The sequence below is a fragment of the Psychrobacter sp. YP14 genome, assembly GCF_003209315.1.
GTDB classification, from domain to species: domain Bacteria; phylum Pseudomonadota; class Gammaproteobacteria; order Pseudomonadales; family Moraxellaceae; genus Psychrobacter; species Psychrobacter raelei.
In genome coordinates this window covers 1,559,345-1,576,639 of sequence record NZ_CP029789.1, presented here as the reverse complement: position 1 = coordinate 1,576,639, position 17,295 = coordinate 1,559,345, and the positions used below count along the sequence as shown (strand labels likewise).

Sequence of the window (17,295 nt, the reverse complement as noted above, 5' to 3'; positions counted from 1 at the left end):
TTAAACTCATATAAGACGACTAAGCGTTAGGGGTACCACTGGCAATCATGTTAATTGGCACAAACTTACTCAAGGTATCATAAGTATTGGTGCGTGCATCTAATACCGTTAAAAAGGTGTAAGCACCGATAAATTTGCGACTAATAAACATAAACTCTTTGGGAGGTAAGCTAAATTCACGAGACTGCATGGCATTGCCTGAGCTTTCCATTAACCGCTTATGTAAGTTGCTTTTGGCCCAATGATAATAGCCTTGGGCATCAACGAGTGAGGGAATGGTCGTCTGCTGCAGGTTAGGCGCTCTAAAAGGCTCGGTGGCCAATAAGAATACATCAGCCATATTGGCTTTAACCTCAGCACTCATACCATCAAAGAACTCATAGCCCTGCATGGCCTGCATCATTTGCGATTTATCATAATTAAAGCCTGCCAGCATTAAGTTACGGGCAATCTTAAGCAGATGCTCATCGAACTGACGCATGGCGCCGAAGTCCAATAAAATCAGCTTGTCTTTGCCATCAGGCTTATCAGCAGGCTCTGAGCGAATCAGATAATTGCCAAAGTTTGGGTCGGTTTGCATCTCGCCCCAAACAAAGATTTCATTGAGCATAATGTCAATGGCAGCTTTGCCTAGCGCGTCACGGCGGGCTTGCGGCAGAGCTTTTAAATTAGCATTGGTGACCGGCACCCCCTCCTCAAAACTTAAGCACAATACGCGGGCAGTAGAATAGGCCTCAATCACCTCTGGCACCACATAGCGCTCATCTTGCTTTAAGCGTGTGTAGAAGCGGATGGTGGTCTGGGCTTCAGCCAGATAGTCCACCTCAACTTTTAGTAGGTCACTGATTTCATTAAACCACTCATCTAATGCTTTAGTCTGTGGCACAGCATTGGTAACTTTTAGCAAATGCTTAAATAAGCTTAAGTCTGAATCAATGGCATCGGCCACACCTGGGTACTGGACTTTGAGCACCACCTGTTTGCCAGTGGCCTTGATAGTGGCACGGTGTACTTGTGCCAATGAGGCGGTACCAATAGGGGTGCGGCTAATGTCGAGCTCATTAAGACGCTGCTGACCCAGCTGCTCGATTAATGCACGCTCCACCACCGGCCAAGACAAGCTTGCTGTACTGTCATTGAGACGATGTAGGGCTTCGGTAATCTCAGGATGCAAAAAATGCTCTCCATATAAGGCAAGCATTTGGCCAATCTTCACCACAGAGCCTTTAAGCTTGCCAAGCTCATCTGCCAGATAAGCGGCTTGCTCTTTCATAAAGGCTTGGTTGCGCGAGGCTTTTTCTTCTTTACTTAAAAACAGCCCACTAAAGCTATTACCCGCCCAGCGTCTGCCTAGATTTAACGAGGTTTTGGCCATAGATAGACGACGGTCTAAGCGAGAGGTTTTAAGCTCACTTAGCTCATTTTGGGTAGTGGCTTGTAACTCAGGCTGTGGTGGTATCGAGGATGATGAATTTGCCATGTTTTAACCATATTGGAAACTAAAGCCATCTCGTGGCATGTGCCAATGAGAGGGCAATATAAGTAATTAGGATGGGAGGTTCTAGTAAGACCATGAATGGGCAGTATTTATTATCATGGGTGTTTTAAGCACCAAATACAATCCACGGTCTCTTTGACATAGAGTAACATTGTTAACTTATTGGCGCACTGACCTTTCAGTTTTGGTTACAATTACAATCCTAAAGTCAGTGGCCTTAAGTGTTATCTGAGTCACAGCGTTAGCCTATTTGTGACTACTTTTTATCTAAGATTGATTAGCGGTTAATGGCTCTATATCCGATATCGCGGCGATAATGCGCCCCTTCAAATTCGATAGTCGCTATGGTCGCTAAAGCGGCTTGTTGCGCCTCGCTAATAGTATCGCCTAGCGCCGTCACACATAGTACACGCCCTCCATTGGTCACCACATGTTCGCCGTTTTGCTTGGTGCCGGCGTGGAAGACTTTAACGCTGTTATCTTCGTTCAAAGCAGGCAGACCCGTAATCACATCATCTTTTGATGAGGATTCAGGATAACCTTTTGAGGCCAGTACAATGCCTAAAGCGGCGCGGCTGTCCCATTCAGCAGTCGCAGGTAGCTTACCCTCAATGCCTTGCTGAACCAGTTTGACTAATGAGCTTTTTAGGCGCATTAAGATGGGCTGAGTTTCTGGGTCACCAAAGCGGCAGTTAAATTCAATCACGTAAGGGTCATTGTTGTCATCAATCATAAGACCAGCGTACAAAAACCCAGTGTAAGGATGACCGGCAGCTTTCATAGCGTGCACCACAGGCTCGATCACTTGGCTTATGACCTTTTTATGCACCTCATCTGTGACCACAGGAGCAGGTGAGTACGCACCCATACCGCCGGTGTTCGGGCCCGTATCACCTTCACCCACACGTTTGTGGTCTTGACTGGTGGCCATAGGTAGGATATTTTCGCCATCAATCATACAAATAAAGCTGGCTTCTTCGCCTTGCAAGAACTGCTCGATAACCACGCGGCTACCGGCATCACCAAACTTGTTATCACCCAGCATGTCTTCAATGGCGTCATGAGCTTGTTCAATGGTTTCAGCGACAATTACCCCTTTACCGGCGGCAAGACCATCGGCTTTGACCACGATAGGTGCGCCATTGTCGATAACATAAGCTTTGGCGGCTTCAATGTCTGTAAACGCCGCATATTTGGCCGTAGGGATGTTATGCGCTTGCATAAACTCTTTGGCAAAAGTTTTTGAGCCCTCAAGCTGGGCACAGTATTGAGTAGGTCCCCAAGTGGCAATGCCTGCGTTACGGCAGTCATCTACTAGGCCGGCGACCAAAGGCGCTTCTGGGCCGACAATAATAAGCTCAATGCTATGTTGACCACAAAAAGAAATCACCGCTTGATGGTCTGTGGTGTCAAGGTCAATATTTTCACATTTTGATTCAAGGGCTGTACCAGCATTGCCATTGGCCACATAGACTGTGGTGACATCGGCATCTTTTGCACATTGCCAGGCCAGTGCATGCTCACGACCACCAGAACCAATAATTAAAATATTCATAAAAAACCCTTGTTTGCTTTATATTGTGTATGTTGATCATTATGGATGCTGATCAATCAGTGTGTTATGGGAGGTTGTTGAAGGCTAAGGCTGCAACAAGCGCAGTCATTTTATCAAAATCTAACAGGTTGGGGCAGGTTTGTTGCGCTTAATTACCAATAAGGGCTAAAACCACGGTCTTTTTAGCAGTGAGTCGGTGGTTTTTTATATCAATCATACGGCATTTACTCAGATACTCAGAGTATTGAGACCTAAGAGACTCAATAATTTAGTAATTATCATGATAAAGTCATGTCAGCAGTATTTAACACAGTATCTAACATATTATTATTTATCATCAACATGAGGTATGGTGAGATGGGCAAAGTATTTATGACGATAGGGTTAATAATAGTCATCATTGGTATCGTATTGACCTTATTTCCGAACGCCTTATCTTGGTTTGGCAAGTTACCTGGCGATATTCGCTATGAGTCGGGCAATACCCGTATTTACTTTCCAATTGTGACTATGATTGTGGTGAGTGTTGTGCTCAGCTTATTACTGTCTATTTTTCGGCGCTAATTTGCAAACTAGAGATTTTAAGCAACGGATATCATTTGACAAGGTGCTTATTCAATAAAAGTAGGCGATATAGAATTACCATATTCCGCTACTGCATGAGTTTATTTTGCATAATTGGATGCCATAAATAGCTCAATATGCTATATTACTGCGCTTTGTAATTTTTCATAACAGTGCGTCTCATACTGTATATTTCACTCAACTCCAGTGTGACTTCTTTAGCTGTAAACTCGTAATTCAAGATGACTGCCATGAGCGATATGATTGTTCTAAATCAAGTGTATAAAAAATTCCAGACACAAAAAGATGGCCAAACTCAGTGGTTTACTGCTGTCGAGCCCATATCTTTAACTGTAAAGCAGGGAGAGATATTTGGGTTGATGGGGTATTCCGGGGCAGGTAAATCCACCTTATTACGCTTAATGAACTTGCTGGAGCGGCCTGATGGTGGCACGGTAACTATCGATGGTGATGTACTGACGGATATGAATCCAAAGCAGCTGCGAGTAGCCCGTCATAATGTGGGTATGATTTTTCAGCAGTTTAATCTGATGTCTAACCGAACTGTTTTTGAAAACGTCGCTTTTAATCTTAAAGTATCCGGCTACGCCAAAAATAATATCTATCAGCGGGTGATGGAGTGTCTTGAGATTGTCAATCTAACCGATAGAGCCAATCACTATCCTGCCCAGCTGTCCGGTGGTCAAAAGCAGCGTGTGGGTATTGCCCGTGCTATTGCCCCAAACCCTAAAGTATTATTGGCAGATGAGCCAACCAGTGCGTTAGATCCTTCCACCACTCGTGCATTATTGGCCACTTTACAAGAGGTCAATGAGAAGCTTGGGGTGACCATTGTGATTGTGACCCATGAGATGAGCGTGATTCGCCGTATATGTAATCGAGCCGCTTTGTTGCATGAGGGCCACTTATTGGAAGTGGCGGATATTATCGATGGTCAAATTATCGCCAACACTGAAGTGGGCCGCGGATTGGTTCAGGAGGACTAGACAATGCTAGCAATGACGTTCAATGATGCCACCGCCCGACTATGGGAGTTACGTAGCGAGATTGGGCAAGCTGCGATAGATACCTTAGTCATGATGGGTATCTCTACCACAGCGGCTATTATTATCGGTGGTCTGTTTGGGGTGTTTTTATTCTTAACCAGTGATAAACAGCTGCTGCAAAATAAAAGCCTCTATGCACTACTGGGCGGTATTACCAACTTTATGCGCGCCTTTCCTTTCGTGATCTTAATGATTGCGATGAGTCCGTTTACTAAGTCATTAATTGGTACCAGTATCGGTCCTGTGGCCGCCTCGCTGGTATTGGCGCTGGCAGGCTCGTTTTATTTTGCCCGTTTGGTAGAGCAAAACTTGCGTGAAGTACCCCGTGGTATTGTAGAGGCGACTGACTCAATGGGCGCCAGTCCCATGACCATCATCAAGGTATTATTGACTGAGGCCCGCTCAGGCTTGGTATTATCTGTGACCATTTTATGTATCAGTTTACTGTCCTATTCAGCCGCTGCTGGTATGATTGGTGGTGGCGGTCTAGGTGACTTGGCGATTCGCTATGGTTATTACCGCTATCAAACTGAGGTTATGATCTTTATCGTGATTGTACTGTCACTTATGGTGGTAGGTATTCAAGGTATCGGTAACTGGTTGGCCGCTAAGCTTGATAAGCGCTAATCAAAGTAGCAATAAAATGCGGATTACTAAATGGCGTACCAGTTGAATAAAAAAAGTTTGCTTAATGAATTTATCTCATAAGTACTGACAAAACTTTCATGAAGCCAAACCAATTAATCAGGTACAATGGCGCTATAACCTGCAGTAACATTTATGCAAACTGTAGTAACATATTTTACTAAGCTGATTTTTCGCCTATTTTATTTTAAATAGTAATTTTTCAATGTTAATAAGGGACGCTCAATGACATTAGTTGATATTCGCAAAAAAATTGTGGCCGCCGCTACCGTCGCTGGTATTTCAGGACTGGTATTGGTGGGCTGTAGCAACAACGCCAATGAAGAAACAGCAAAAGCTGGAGAGGCACCTGCTGCTGAAGACAAAAAGACCATCGTTATCGGTACCACCGAAGGTGACTTCGCTGATATGGTTCGTGATCAAGTAAAAGGTGAATTAGAAGCCAAAGGTTATACCGTTAAGCTGACGACTTTTACTGACTATGTGCGTCCTAACTTGGCTTTGGCTGAAGGCGACTTAGATATCAATATCTTCCAGCATAAGCCTTACTTAGATACCTTTAAAGCTGAAAATAACTTGGATTTAACCGAAGTATTCCAAGTACCTACCGCACCTTTAGGTATCTACAGCGGTAAAAAAACCTCACTTGACCAAGCCTATGATGGCATGAAGGTTTCTGCGCCAAACGATCCGAGTAACTTCGCTCGTGCGTTGGTAATGATGAATGATTTGGGCTGGATTACACTAAAAGACAATGTAGATCCACTAACTGCTTCAAAATCTGATATCGCCACCAACCCAATGAATATTGATATCATTGAGCTTGAAGCCGCTCAGTTGCCACGTGCACGTGATGAAGTTGATTTTGCTGTGATTAACGGCAACTATGCAACCGATTCGGGCATCAAATTAACTGAGGCCTTATATCAAGAAAAAAGCTTTGCTTATATTAACTGGTCAGCCGTTAAGACAGCAGATAAAGACGCAAAATGGGTGCAAGATGTAACCGACGCTTATAACTCAGACAGCTTCAAAGCTTATGCACATAAATCTTTCCCAGGCTACAAATATCCAAAAATCTGGGGTGAAGAGCAGGGAGCGGAAGCAGACACTGCTGCTAAGTAATTGTTTGGCTTAGTTTATTTAAACTAAATGCTATAATAAGTGCTATAAATAACCTGATATCCAATTGTATGACGCAAAAGCGTATATGTGATTGGGTATCGGGTTTTTGTTTGTCTGTTGATTTGGCTTTGCCCTCTAAGATTTTAAGTGAGCGGTTTATTAAGCGGCTAAAATAACATCGAGATGTCCCCCGATTTTTGTTAAACTGCTAAATCATAAATAAGTACCCCTTTTTTTTAGCGATTACCTCAAGATTTTGAAATGCTATGACTTTTGCGCCAACCGCTTCCTCTCAAACATCCTCTCATCCTGCTTTAAATGCTATGGCTGGGATAAGAGCGCCTGCACCGGTGTCGCCAATAATGGCACAGCAAAGGCAGATTCTGGGTCTTATGGGCCTAGATATTTGGGTGCAGCGTGACCGTGCTACACTAAGTGTCGACTATGAGGCGCTGAGTCATGCGCTAGATGAACAACCATTACTGGGCACTACTCAGCAACAGGCTGCGGATCAGCAGCAACGCAGTGAAGCATCAAAAAATAGCGCTCAGCAACAAAGCGACGCTCAAAGCTATAGCCGTTCTCAGCCCCAGTCCTTACAACCAAAACATAGCTTAGATACTGCCGATCAGAGCGACGCAACCTCTACGGCGCCTGTATCTGATAATGATGCCTCTGTAGAGAGGACATCGCCGAAACATTCTTTGATAAAAGGTCGCTCGATAAAGGATCCTATTCAAGCACTCAAGGAGAAGCTTGACGTACATCAAGCGCCGCCAACGGTAGCCAAAGCGGCTTTGACAGATGCTCTGCAACAGGTAGCGCCTTTTGAGATTATGGGGGCTTATTATCGAGATTGGGTACTGCTCGTTGACACTGCTGCTTTTGAAAATGAGTCGGTACGTCAGCTGTGGCAAAGCTTGCTGATCGCATTATCGTTAACTTCGCAAGGGCTAAAGTTCCCAATTTGTACGGGTATCAGTGATAAGGAGTCGGCCAATGCTAGTGTGGCAGGCTTTGTATTTTGCTTGGCCAAAAACAATCATGCTAAAGTTGGGTGTCTGACACGCATGCCTGACGCCATTACCCATCCTTGCTCAGTTGACGTGCCCTCATTGTCACAAATGCTGGCTGATAGTGATAAAAAAAGACAGCTGTGGCAATTGCTTAACCAAAGAGATGACGCCTCTTAAATATAATCAGCCAGTTAACTGTGTTTTTAGCACTGATAATTGTATTATACTTACAAGCTTAGTCTTATAAGCGTTTTATCACCCCTCACATCTTTGTTTTTAGTAGGAATATTATGAACCAGACAACCTCTGCCCAAGTAGATGCAGCCCATACTTTACATCGTTTACATAACTTTTGTGCCGGTCCTGCTTCATTGCCGACCGAAGTGCTACAAAAAGCCCAAGCTGAGATGCTAGATTGGCAGGGCAAAGGTGTGTCTATTATGGAGATGAGTCACAGAAGTGGCGACTATATTAAGGTGGCAGAAGCTGCTGAGCAGAGCTTGCGCCGCTTGATGAATATTCCTGACAATTACAAAGTGCTGTTTTTGCAGGGTGGGGCAACGCTGCAGTTTTCCGCCATTCCGCTAAACTTATTGTCTGATGGCGATAAGCCAGGCAACGCTGATTATCTCACCACAGGCGCTTGGTCTGGTAAAGCCATTAAAGAGGCCAAGCGTTATGCAGAGCTTGGTCTGGGCGAGATCAATGAAGTGGCTTCTAGTAAAGATTCAAACTTTGCCACTGTGCCAGATCGTAGTGATTGGCAGTTAACTGAAGGTGCTCAGTATTTTCATTACTGTGCCAATGAGACCATCCATGGCGTACAAATTTTTGAGACGCCAGAGGTAGAGGCGCCTATTATTGCCGATATGTCTTCTTGCATCTTGTCTGAACCTATTGATGTTTCTAAATTTGGTATGATTTATGCCGGTGCTCAAAAAAACATCGGTCCTGCCGGTCTGGTTATTGTCATCATCCGTGACGACTTAATTGGCAAAGCCAGCGCTTGGTGTCCCGCTTTGTTAGATTACGCCAGCCAAGCGGATAAAGACTCTATGCTCAACACGCCAGCGACGTATTCTTGGTATTTGGCTGGATTAGTATTTGAGTGGTTAGAGGCGCAGGGCGGCTTAGAGGCCATTGCAAAAATCAACCGCCAAAAAGCGCAGCTGTTATATAAAACCATTGATGACAGCCGCTTTTATCATAATCCAGTAGAGCCTAAGTATCGCTCAATTATGAATGTGCCTTTTACCCTAAAAGACAGCAGCTTAGATGCCAAATTTTTGGCCGAAGCGGAGCAAGCTGGGCTGTTAAATTTAAAAGGTCACCGTGATGTGGGCGGTATGCGTGCCAGCATCTATAATGCAGTGAGCCTTGAGTCAGTACAAGCGCTGTGTGACTTTATGGTGGCTTTTGCCAACAAGCACGCTTAGATTAGCAGCTTGCACCAACCTTATGCGGAGAGGGTGATGACACAGTTCTCTGAGCATCCAAAGCGTAAATCATGGCAAGTTGTGGCGGTATTAACTGCCGCACTCAGCTTGGGCCTACCTCATGCTTTAGAGGCTAAGCCCATCACCGTCACCGCCATAGGGCACAATAGCGAGGCACGTTATAGCAAAGCCCCGGCCATGCCCTATGCCAATCCAAGTGCACCTAAGGGAGGGACGCTATCACAAGCTGCAATAGGCACTTTTAATAGTGCCAACCCTTGGATGACCACTGGCATCGCTATGGCCGGTACCGATTATATGTATGATACTTTACTCACCGGCTCCTTAAATGAGGCGTTTGTCATGTATCCGCAGCTGGCGGACAAAATTACTTACGATCCTTATGACACCAGCTGGGTAATTTATCACATCAATCCCAAATCTCGATTCTGGGATGGTACGCCCGTGACCTCAAAAGATGTGCAAGCTACCTTCGATGCCCTATTAACTAAGGGCTTAATGCAGGTGCGCAGTTATTTATCTGGGGTAGATAAAGTGGAAGCGCTCGATACACATCGAGTAAAGTTTTATTTTAAGTCTGCCGATAATAAAGAGATTTTATTGACAGTTGGTCAGTTTCCTATCTTTCAAAAGGCTGCCGTTGATAAGCATTTTGAGCAGTTAAGCTTAACGCCATTAATGGGTAGTGGGCCTTATAAGCTTGCTAAGGTAGAGCAAGGACGCAGTGTCACTTATCAGCGAGACCCCAATTATTGGGGACAGCAAGTGATGGCCAATAAAGGCCGCTATAACTTTGAGTTTATCAAGTACGTGTATTACGGCAGTGATGAAGTGGCGCTTGAGGGCTTTAAAGTGGGTCAATATCATTTCCGTCAAGAAAGCTCAGCCAGAAAATGGGCCACAGCCTATACCTTCCCCGCCGTCAAAGCAGGCATGATCAAAAAAGAATCTATCGCCAGTAAAAATCCAGTGATGATGCAGGCTTTAGTGATGAACCTGCGTCATAAACTATTTCAAGACATTAGGGTGCGGCAGGCGCTTACGGACGCCTTTGACTTTGAGCTGATGAATAACACTTTATTTTATAATCAGTATGAGCGTCTAGACAGCTACTTTTATGGTTCAGAACTTGCGGCCACTGGCGTACCGACTGAGCAAGAAAAAGCAGTGCTGACGCCTTTATTAGCAAAACTTGAGCCCATTCAGCGGAACGAGGTACTCAAAGAGTGGCAGCTGCCTAAGTCAGATGGCAAAGGCTATAACCGCCAAGCCTTATTAAGTGCGCGCCAAAAGCTGCTACAGGCAGGTTTTTATTATCAAGATATGAAACTCTATCAGCCGGATGGGCAGCCAGCCAAGCTTGAGATACTCATTGCTGATGATAAGATTAGCCGAGTATTGTTGCCTTATGTGCGCAATTTAAAAAAGCTGGGTATTGATGCCTCAATCCGTCAAGTGGATGCGCCACAGTATCTTGAGCGTCTGCGCCGTTTTGATTACGATATGATTATCGCCGGCTACCCACAAAGCCTGTCTCCGGGGGCAGAACAAAGTTATATGTGGGGCAGTGAGGCAGCTGATCAACAGGGCAATCAGAACTATAGTGGTATAAAAAATGAGGCCATTGATGATCTTATCTCTAAAATAATCCTAGCCGATAATAGAGAGCAGATTGTGCTCTACACTAAGGTGCTAGATAGGGTGCTTCGGGCAGGCTATTATATGGTGCCTATGTATGGCTCGACCCAAACCCGTGTCGTGTACTGGGATAAGTATCGTCACCATAAACAGTTGCCTGACAATGCGGTGGGGGTTGATTATTGGTGGGTTGATAAATCCGCCGATGCGACCATTGCTAAGTACTTAAAACGCTGATGCCACGTCTTTATAACGCTAAAAAAACGCTGATAAAATCCATTTAATAATAGACCAATAGGAAGCCACATGAGCTTAATTATCACGCCAATTCCAGCCTTTACCGATAATTACATATGGGCACTGGTAAACGACACTAATAAACAAGCCATTGTGATTGATCCCGGTCAAGCTCAGCCGGTAGCGGATTATTTAGAGCAGTATGGCCTTGAGCTGACTGCAATTTGGATCACTCATCATCATCATGACCACGTGGGCGGGGTCGCTGAATTGCGTGAGCTATATCCAATGACGCATGTGGTGGCAAGCGCTGAGCATGGGGTTAAGCCGGATCAAGTCGTCAAAGAGGGCAGCTCGGTCAGCGCATGGGGTTATACCGCACAAGTGTGGGCAGTACCAGGCCATACGGAGTCGCATTTGGCGTATGTGCTGGATAAAGAGGGTCATAAGCAAGTATTTTGTGGCGATACTTTGTTTAGCGCCGGCTGTGGCCGAGTCTTCACCGGTACTATTGAGCAGCTGCATGACAGCTTTAAGCGCTTTAACAAGCTGCCTGATAACACTTTGTTTTATCCGGCGCACGAATACACGGCTGCCAACTTAAAATTTGGCCTAAGCATCGAACCTGATAACGCGGCTATGCAGCAGTGTTTGACTGAAGTTGAGAGCATGACGGCCCTAGGTCAGTCATCACTACCTGTCACATTAGCGCATGAAAAGCAGGTCAATGTGTTTTTGCGTACCCAAGAGCTATCGGTCATTGATGGTGTACAAAATCAGGTCACTTTGGCAGATACCAAGCCGCTTACGGTATTTGCTGCGCTAAGAGCGCTTAAGGATGAATTCTAAGTCGCTTATTCAGTTCATTGACTGTCATATTTGGTCAACTTGCCCCCGCAAAAACTAAGGATTGGCATTATGGGTCGTTATATATTAAAACGTATATTGCTTATTATCCCCACTTTGTTTTTGATTTTGTTGACCAACTTTGTGTTGGTTCAAGCGGCGCCAGGGGGACCGGTTGAGCAGCAAATTGCTCAAATTGAACAGTCAAAAATCCACGCTGAAGCGCCAGGGGCGGCTATGGGCGGCGCAGTTATGTCGGACAACAGCTACCGCGGCTCTCGAGGGCTGTCGCAGGAGATGGTTGAGGCAATAAAAGCTCAATATGGCTTTGATAAACCAGCGACTGAGCGCTTTTGGCTGATGCTAAAAAGCTATGCCCAGCTTGACTTTGGCGAGTCGTTTTTTAAAGGTAAGCCGGTCACAGAGCTGATCATTGAAAAGCTGCCAGTGTCGATATCTTTAGGGCTGTGGAGTACCTTGCTCATTTATCTTATCGCCATTCCTTTGGGTATCTATAAAGCCATGCACAATGGGTCAGGGCTCGATAAGCTGACCGCCCTTATGCTGGCAGTGGGGCATGCTATTCCGGTATTTGTATTCGGGGTTATTCTACTGGTGTTATTTGCAGGCGGTAGCTATTGGCAACTATTTCCTCTGCAAGGCTTGGTATCAGAGAATTTCGATCAATTAAGTGCCCTTGGCAAAATCAAAGACTATTTTTGGCATTTGGCATTACCTTTAGCGGCCAGCACAGTCGGTGGATTTGCCGGCTTAACTTACTTGACCAAGTTTAGCTTTATGGAAGAGCTCTCCAAGCAGTATGTATTAACCGCAAGGGCCAAAGGTTTAACCGGCCATCAAGTGCTCTACGGGCACGTGTTTCGTAATGCCATGCTTATTATCATTGCTGGTATTCCGGCTGCGATTGTTGGCATTTTTTTTACCGGCAACTTCCTAATAGAGATTATCTTTAAACTCGATGGTCTGGGCTTGCTTGGCTTTGAAGCCATTGTGCAGCGTGATTATCCGGTAATCTTTGGTACCTTGTTTATCTTTACTTTAGTGGGATTGGTGTTACAGCTCATCAGTGATATCAGCTACCATCTGATTGACCCTCGCATTGACTTTGAGGGACGTTAAAATGGCACAGACTGCTTCAAAAAACCGGCTAAACCCTATTTGGCAAGCACGCCTTAACCGCTTCAAAAAAAATAGACTCGGCGTCTTGGCGCTGGCCCTGTTTTGCATGCTGTTTGCTGTGTGTATGGGGGCAAATGTCGTGGCCAATGATAAACCTTTGCTGGTCAAATACGGCGGCGAGTTGTATGTGCCTATTGTTAAAGCTTATCCTGAAACTACTTTTGGCGGAGTATTTGAAACCGAGGCAGATTATAAAGATCCTGCGGTTAAGCACATGATTGAGCAAAACGGTTTTATGATTATGCCGCCTATTGAATTTGCCGATCAGACGCCAAGCGTGGAGATTGCCATGCCGTATCCGGCACCGCCCAATACCAGTAATTGGCTTGGCACTGATGACACCGGCCGAGACGTATTGGCGCGTATCTTGTACGGCATGCGCATTTCGTTATTATTTGGGTTGGCATTAACCTTGGCCGGATCTGTGATCGGTATCGTGGTGGGCGCCATCCAAGGCTATTTTGGGGGCTGGCCAGATTTGATAGGTCAGCGCTTTATGGAAGTATGGGCAGGCTTGCCGCAGCTGTTTATGATTATTATTTTGGTAAGCTTATTTAGCCCCAGTGTCTGGGTACTGTTTGGGCTTATGCTACTGTTTGGCTGGATGAGCTTGGTGGGACTGGTACGGGCAGAGTTTTTGCGGGCGCGTAATTTTGATTATGTGCGTGCAGCGCATAATTTAGGGGTATCAGATTGGCAAATTATGCGGCGCCATATCCTGCCCAATGCACTGGCTTCAAGCTTATCGCAGTTGCCCTTTATTTTGACTGCTAATATCGTGGCCTTAACCTCACTGGATTTCTTAGGTTATGGTCTACCGCCAGGCTCACCGTCATTGGGGGAGCTGATGAACCAAGGTAAAAATAACTTAGATGCGCCTTGGCTAGCATTGTCGGCGTTTTTTAGCCTGACTGTGGTGCTGTCTTTATTGATCTTTATTGGTGAAGCATTGCGAGATGCCTTTGACCCCAGACGTTAATGGCGAGCTGATGTTAGCTATGTAGCCATCAGCCCACCAGTTTGAGTGACACCGATCTACGCTACTGACAACGGAAGCTAATGTTATACTCAAAATCATCACTGCGTGATAAGTTGGGTTTGCCTGTTCCGAGTACCACACCGGCAATTGAGCCGACTTGGTCAATCATGCGGCCTGTTTTTTCATCAAAAACACCGTTGTACTTTAATTCATCTTTTACGATGATGGCTTGGCGCATGCCACAGGTTTTTTTGGCGCTGGCTAAGGCATTTTCCTGCGCTTGTACTTTAGTGCTGCCCACACCTGTCGTCTCAAAGGTTGAGTCAGCGCGTTGAATGACCGGCGCTGTCGGGGTGGACTGACAGGCACTAAGGCCTATGGCAGCTGAGGCGAGTACACCTAAGGTGGTTAATTTGGTTATTTTCTTCCAAGCCAATGTTGTCATAAAAACCTCAAATATTTAGCGAAAAAACTATAAATGCTAGAAAGTGAATAGGGGATATTGATTAATTTTTAATCTATCAGCCATTTTCAATGAATTAAAGCCACACCACTTTTTGAATGAGCAGGGCCCTGACGATAGTATAAGACATCACACTTGCCTAATTACATAGCTATGCATCAAATATGTAGAGCTTGTTGCCTGAGTATTGCAAGTGGGCGTAAAACTTGGGCTATAGATGATAACTAAGAGGCTCACAAGCGGCCCATAAGCCTTAAATAAGCCGGCCATTAACACAGCCTTACCCACTTTGAAGCCAATTTTTGCTAATATAGAGGCTTTGATTTTAGTAGGTTGTAGCGTGGCTGAAGCGACATTTATGCTGAAGCGCTATATTGGCTACGGCAAGGATCTACACTAATATTATGAAAAAATATCACACTTTGATAATGACAAGATAAAATTATGAAGACAAAATCACAAAAATTATTGATTGATGGCCCAGTTGGTGTGCTTGAAGTAGAAGCACTATGGCAACATGAGAACCCAGAAGATGCTAACACCAAGGGTGTGGCGTTATTATGTCATCCCAACCCTTTATTCGGTGGTACCATGACCAATAAGGTGGTGACCACTATGTTCAACTTTGCTCGCGATGCTGGCATGCATGTGGTCCGTTTTAACTTTCGCGGCGCCGGTAAGTCCACTGGTGAGCACGATTATGCCAAAGGTGAGATTGAAGATGCCATGGCAGTGCTACAGTGGATTAGCCTACAAACCCCTGCGCGCAAGCTATGGCTTGGTGGTTTTTCTTTTGGGGGCTATATTACCGCCCGCGTCGCTGAGCAGCTGATGGTCACTCCACATATTTGGGGCCTAAGCGATATGGAGCTGGTGAAAGTGGTATTAATGGCGCCCTCTGTAGAGAATAACGACGCCTCTGATGTGCTGTTGCCGACTCAAAAGACCCTCGAGATTTACGGAGATGCTGATAACGTCATCAAGCCACATCTGATGCAGCAGTTCGCCGATGATAAGCAAATTGCCAGCTATGTGGTAGAAGGGGCAGGTCACTTCTTCCATGGTCGACTGACTGAAATTAGATCTTTACTAGAGCAGCACGCGCTATAACTGACGATAACACGTCGCCTAATTGACAACCCTTTAACACAACTGGTTATGACACTATGAATAAAACCCCCTTACAAAGGTATGAGGCAGCCATTGCCACGGATGAGTTTAACCACGACCCTATTCAGCAAGAGGCCATGACCTATCTTGATGGGGTTTATCATCAGTTATTAGAAAATTCACAAGAAAAAAAGGGGCTGTTTGGCTTTTTTAAATCACAGCCTGTGCCGCCTAAAGGCTTGTATATGTGGGGTGGGGTTGGCCGAGGTAAGACTTGGATGATGGATATGTTCTTCGAGTCCGTACCCATTGAGCGTAAAATGCGCATGCATTTTCATCACTTCATGCTACGAGTACACAAAGAGCTTAATAAGCTACAAGGCCGCAGTGATCCCCTCGAAAAAGTGGCTGATATTATCCATAGTGAAGCGGTACTGATTTGTTTTGATGAGTTTTTTGTGTCAAACGTATCAGATGCTATGATACTTGGCGACTTATTCACCATGCTATTTAAGCGCGGTATCACGCTGGTGGCAACCTCAAATATTGAGCCAACGGGCCTTTATAAAGATGGTCTGCACCGTGACCGCTTTATGCCGGCCGTTGCTGAGCTTGAAAAACACACCACAGTAATGAATATCGACTCAGGCATTGATTATCGTTTGCGCTTACTACAGCAAGCTGAGCTTTATAAGTACCCATTGACCAAAGAAAACAGTCACTGGCTGGCTAACCGCTTTACCTCTTTGGCCAACAATCAAAAAATATCTAAAGAGCCTATTGAGATTAATGGTCGTCAGATTAAAATCAATGCCCGTACCAAAACCGTCTTGTATTGCGACTTTAGACAGCTGTGTATGGAGCCTAGATCGGCCAATGATTTTATTGAAATTGCCAATCACTTTACCACAGTCTTGGTCGATGACGTGCCCGCCTTAAACGACGTGCTGCGTGATTCAACCCGCCGTTTTATCTACTTGGTAGATGAGTTTTATGATCGCCGTGTTAAGTTATTGATTCGAGCTGAACAAAGTATCTTAGAGTTATATCAAGGTGAGAAGCTGGCTTTTGAAATTGAAAGAACACGCTCACGCTTGCTTGAGATGCAATCTGAGGATTACTTAAAGCTTGAGCATCGCCTAGATGTTGATCCTGCAGCGCTACAAGAAGCCTAACTGTAAAATCTAGCCACAAAAAAGGCAGATAACCCATAGCGGCTATCTGCCTTTTTTTGCAGCGTTGAAGGCGCTTTAATGCACGATGGTATTAAAGGCCACATTGACCGCTTTGCGTGGCGGAATGTATTTGATATCCCAGCGCAAAGACTTATATTCTGACTTAGGAACCTCTACCAATTGACCGTCAACCATGCGCATTAGGGGTAAATCTCGATAGTTGTAATAATCAACTGAGGCCTGAGCGCTGGGTGGATATACCTCTCCGGTAAACTCGGTATTGGTGGGGATAGGCAGGGTGACTGTGGTGTTTTGGATCGCTGTGTGTAGCGTATTGCTAAAGGTGGCTTTGTATTGAATGACAGTGCCAACTTTGGCTGTATTTACCTGAATATAATGGGCTTTACCTTGTTTGTCCACCACAACCTTGCTTGCAGTCAGGCTCATTTTCAAGGGATCTCTAGGGCTTGCTTGAGCGGGAGTCATCACCAAAAAGCACAAGCTGCTTGATAGCATAAACTTTATAAAGCGCTTATAAGATACATAATATGATGAATAATCTAGCGGATGAAAAGCGGCAGGGCGGGCAAAGAATGAAACTGTTCTTGAATTAACTGGGGTCAAGATGAACTCCTTTATGATACTTGCTAAATTGTTTAACTAACAAGCGTCTGTACTTGAAGCTGGTCTGCTAGGACCAAGGCTACAGACTAAAAATCA

General features: G+C 45.1%; 16 protein-coding genes. 12 read left to right on the top strand and 4 right to left on the bottom strand.

Going from position 1 to position 17,295, the window contains the following annotated elements:
- Positions 1-19: 19 nt before the first annotated feature.
- A complete protein-coding gene (locus tag DLE54_RS06540) occupies positions 20-1,480 on the bottom strand; it encodes an ABC1 kinase family protein (protein ID WP_011960661.1) in 1,461 nt (486 codons plus the stop codon).
- Between the two features lie 295 nt (positions 1,481-1,775).
- On the bottom strand, positions 1,776-3,053 hold the full coding sequence (purD, locus tag DLE54_RS06535; RefSeq protein ID WP_110816652.1) for a phosphoribosylamine--glycine ligase: 1,278 nt from the start codon (positions 3,051-3,053) through the stop codon (positions 1,776-1,778).
- A gap of 291 nt (positions 3,054-3,344) precedes the next feature.
- On the opposite strand from purD, the gene DLE54_RS06530 reads away from it, so the two are divergent.
- The 10 genes from DLE54_RS06530 (at position 3,345) to DLE54_RS06485 (ending at position 13,827) form a co-directional block, all read left to right on the top strand.
- Positions 3,345-3,617, top strand: coding sequence for a DUF2905 domain-containing protein (locus DLE54_RS06530; RefSeq protein WP_264755941.1), 273 nt, complete (start codon positions 3,345-3,347; stop codon positions 3,615-3,617).
- Between the two features lie 251 nt (positions 3,618-3,868).
- Positions 3,869-4,624 carry a methionine ABC transporter ATP-binding protein gene (locus tag DLE54_RS06525; RefSeq protein ID WP_110816651.1) on the top strand — a complete coding sequence of 252 codons (756 nt, stop codon included), beginning with the start codon at positions 3,869-3,871 and terminating at the stop codon, positions 4,622-4,624.
- 3 nt (positions 4,625-4,627) lie between these two features.
- On the top strand, positions 4,628-5,311 hold the full coding sequence (locus tag DLE54_RS06520; RefSeq protein WP_011960657.1) for a methionine ABC transporter permease: 684 nt from the start codon (positions 4,628-4,630) through the stop codon (positions 5,309-5,311).
- Between the two features lie 243 nt (positions 5,312-5,554).
- A complete protein-coding gene (locus DLE54_RS06515) occupies positions 5,555-6,454 on the top strand; it encodes a MetQ/NlpA family ABC transporter substrate-binding protein (RefSeq protein ID WP_110816650.1) in 900 nt (299 codons plus the stop codon).
- Positions 6,455-6,720: 266 nt separating this feature from the next.
- Positions 6,721-7,647, top strand: a complete 927-nt coding sequence (locus tag DLE54_RS06510; RefSeq protein WP_162617736.1) for a hypothetical protein — start codon at positions 6,721-6,723, stop codon at positions 7,645-7,647.
- 113 nt (positions 7,648-7,760) lie between these two features.
- Positions 7,761-8,906: a 3-phosphoserine/phosphohydroxythreonine transaminase gene (gene serC, locus DLE54_RS06505; protein ID WP_011960654.1), complete on the top strand. Its 1,146-nt coding sequence runs from the start codon at positions 7,761-7,763 to the stop codon at positions 8,904-8,906.
- Between the two features lie 36 nt (positions 8,907-8,942).
- Positions 8,943-10,802, top strand: coding sequence for an extracellular solute-binding protein (locus tag DLE54_RS06500; RefSeq protein ID WP_197708882.1), 1,860 nt, complete (start codon positions 8,943-8,945; stop codon positions 10,800-10,802).
- 69 nt (positions 10,803-10,871) lie between these two features.
- Positions 10,872-11,651: a hydroxyacylglutathione hydrolase gene (gene gloB, locus DLE54_RS06495; protein WP_110816648.1), complete on the top strand. Its 780-nt coding sequence runs from the start codon at positions 10,872-10,874 to the stop codon at positions 11,649-11,651.
- A 69-nt stretch (positions 11,652-11,720) separates the two neighbouring features.
- On the top strand, positions 11,721-12,788 hold the full coding sequence (locus DLE54_RS06490; RefSeq protein ID WP_110816647.1) for a microcin C ABC transporter permease YejB: 1,068 nt from the start codon (positions 11,721-11,723) through the stop codon (positions 12,786-12,788).
- A gap of 1 nt (position 12,789) precedes the next feature.
- Positions 12,790-13,827 carry an ABC transporter permease gene (locus DLE54_RS06485; RefSeq protein ID WP_110816646.1) on the top strand — a complete coding sequence of 346 codons (1,038 nt, stop codon included), beginning with the start codon at positions 12,790-12,792 and terminating at the stop codon, positions 13,825-13,827.
- A 61-nt stretch (positions 13,828-13,888) separates the two neighbouring features.
- Here DLE54_RS06485 and DLE54_RS06480 read toward each other — a convergent pair whose 3' ends face one another.
- Complete coding sequence (locus DLE54_RS06480) at positions 13,889-14,272, bottom strand: hypothetical protein (RefSeq protein WP_110816645.1); 384 nt, start codon at positions 14,270-14,272, stop codon at positions 13,889-13,891.
- A gap of 462 nt (positions 14,273-14,734) precedes the next feature.
- Here DLE54_RS06480 and DLE54_RS06475 point away from each other — a divergent pair, with 462 nt between their 5' ends.
- Together DLE54_RS06475 and zapE are read left to right on the top strand one after the other, a co-directional pair.
- Positions 14,735-15,400, top strand: coding sequence for an alpha/beta hydrolase (locus DLE54_RS06475; RefSeq protein WP_011960648.1), 666 nt, complete (start codon positions 14,735-14,737; stop codon positions 15,398-15,400).
- Between the two features lie 56 nt (positions 15,401-15,456).
- Positions 15,457-16,575 (top strand): cell division protein ZapE, encoded by a 1,119-nt coding sequence (gene zapE, locus DLE54_RS06470; RefSeq protein ID WP_110816644.1) that lies wholly within the window; start codon positions 15,457-15,459, stop codon positions 16,573-16,575.
- A 75-nt stretch (positions 16,576-16,650) separates the two neighbouring features.
- Here zapE and DLE54_RS06465 read toward each other — a convergent pair whose 3' ends face one another.
- Positions 16,651-17,199, bottom strand: a complete 549-nt coding sequence (locus tag DLE54_RS06465; protein ID WP_227534982.1) for a hypothetical protein — start codon at positions 17,197-17,199, stop codon at positions 16,651-16,653.
- Positions 17,200-17,295 lie beyond the last annotated feature (96 nt).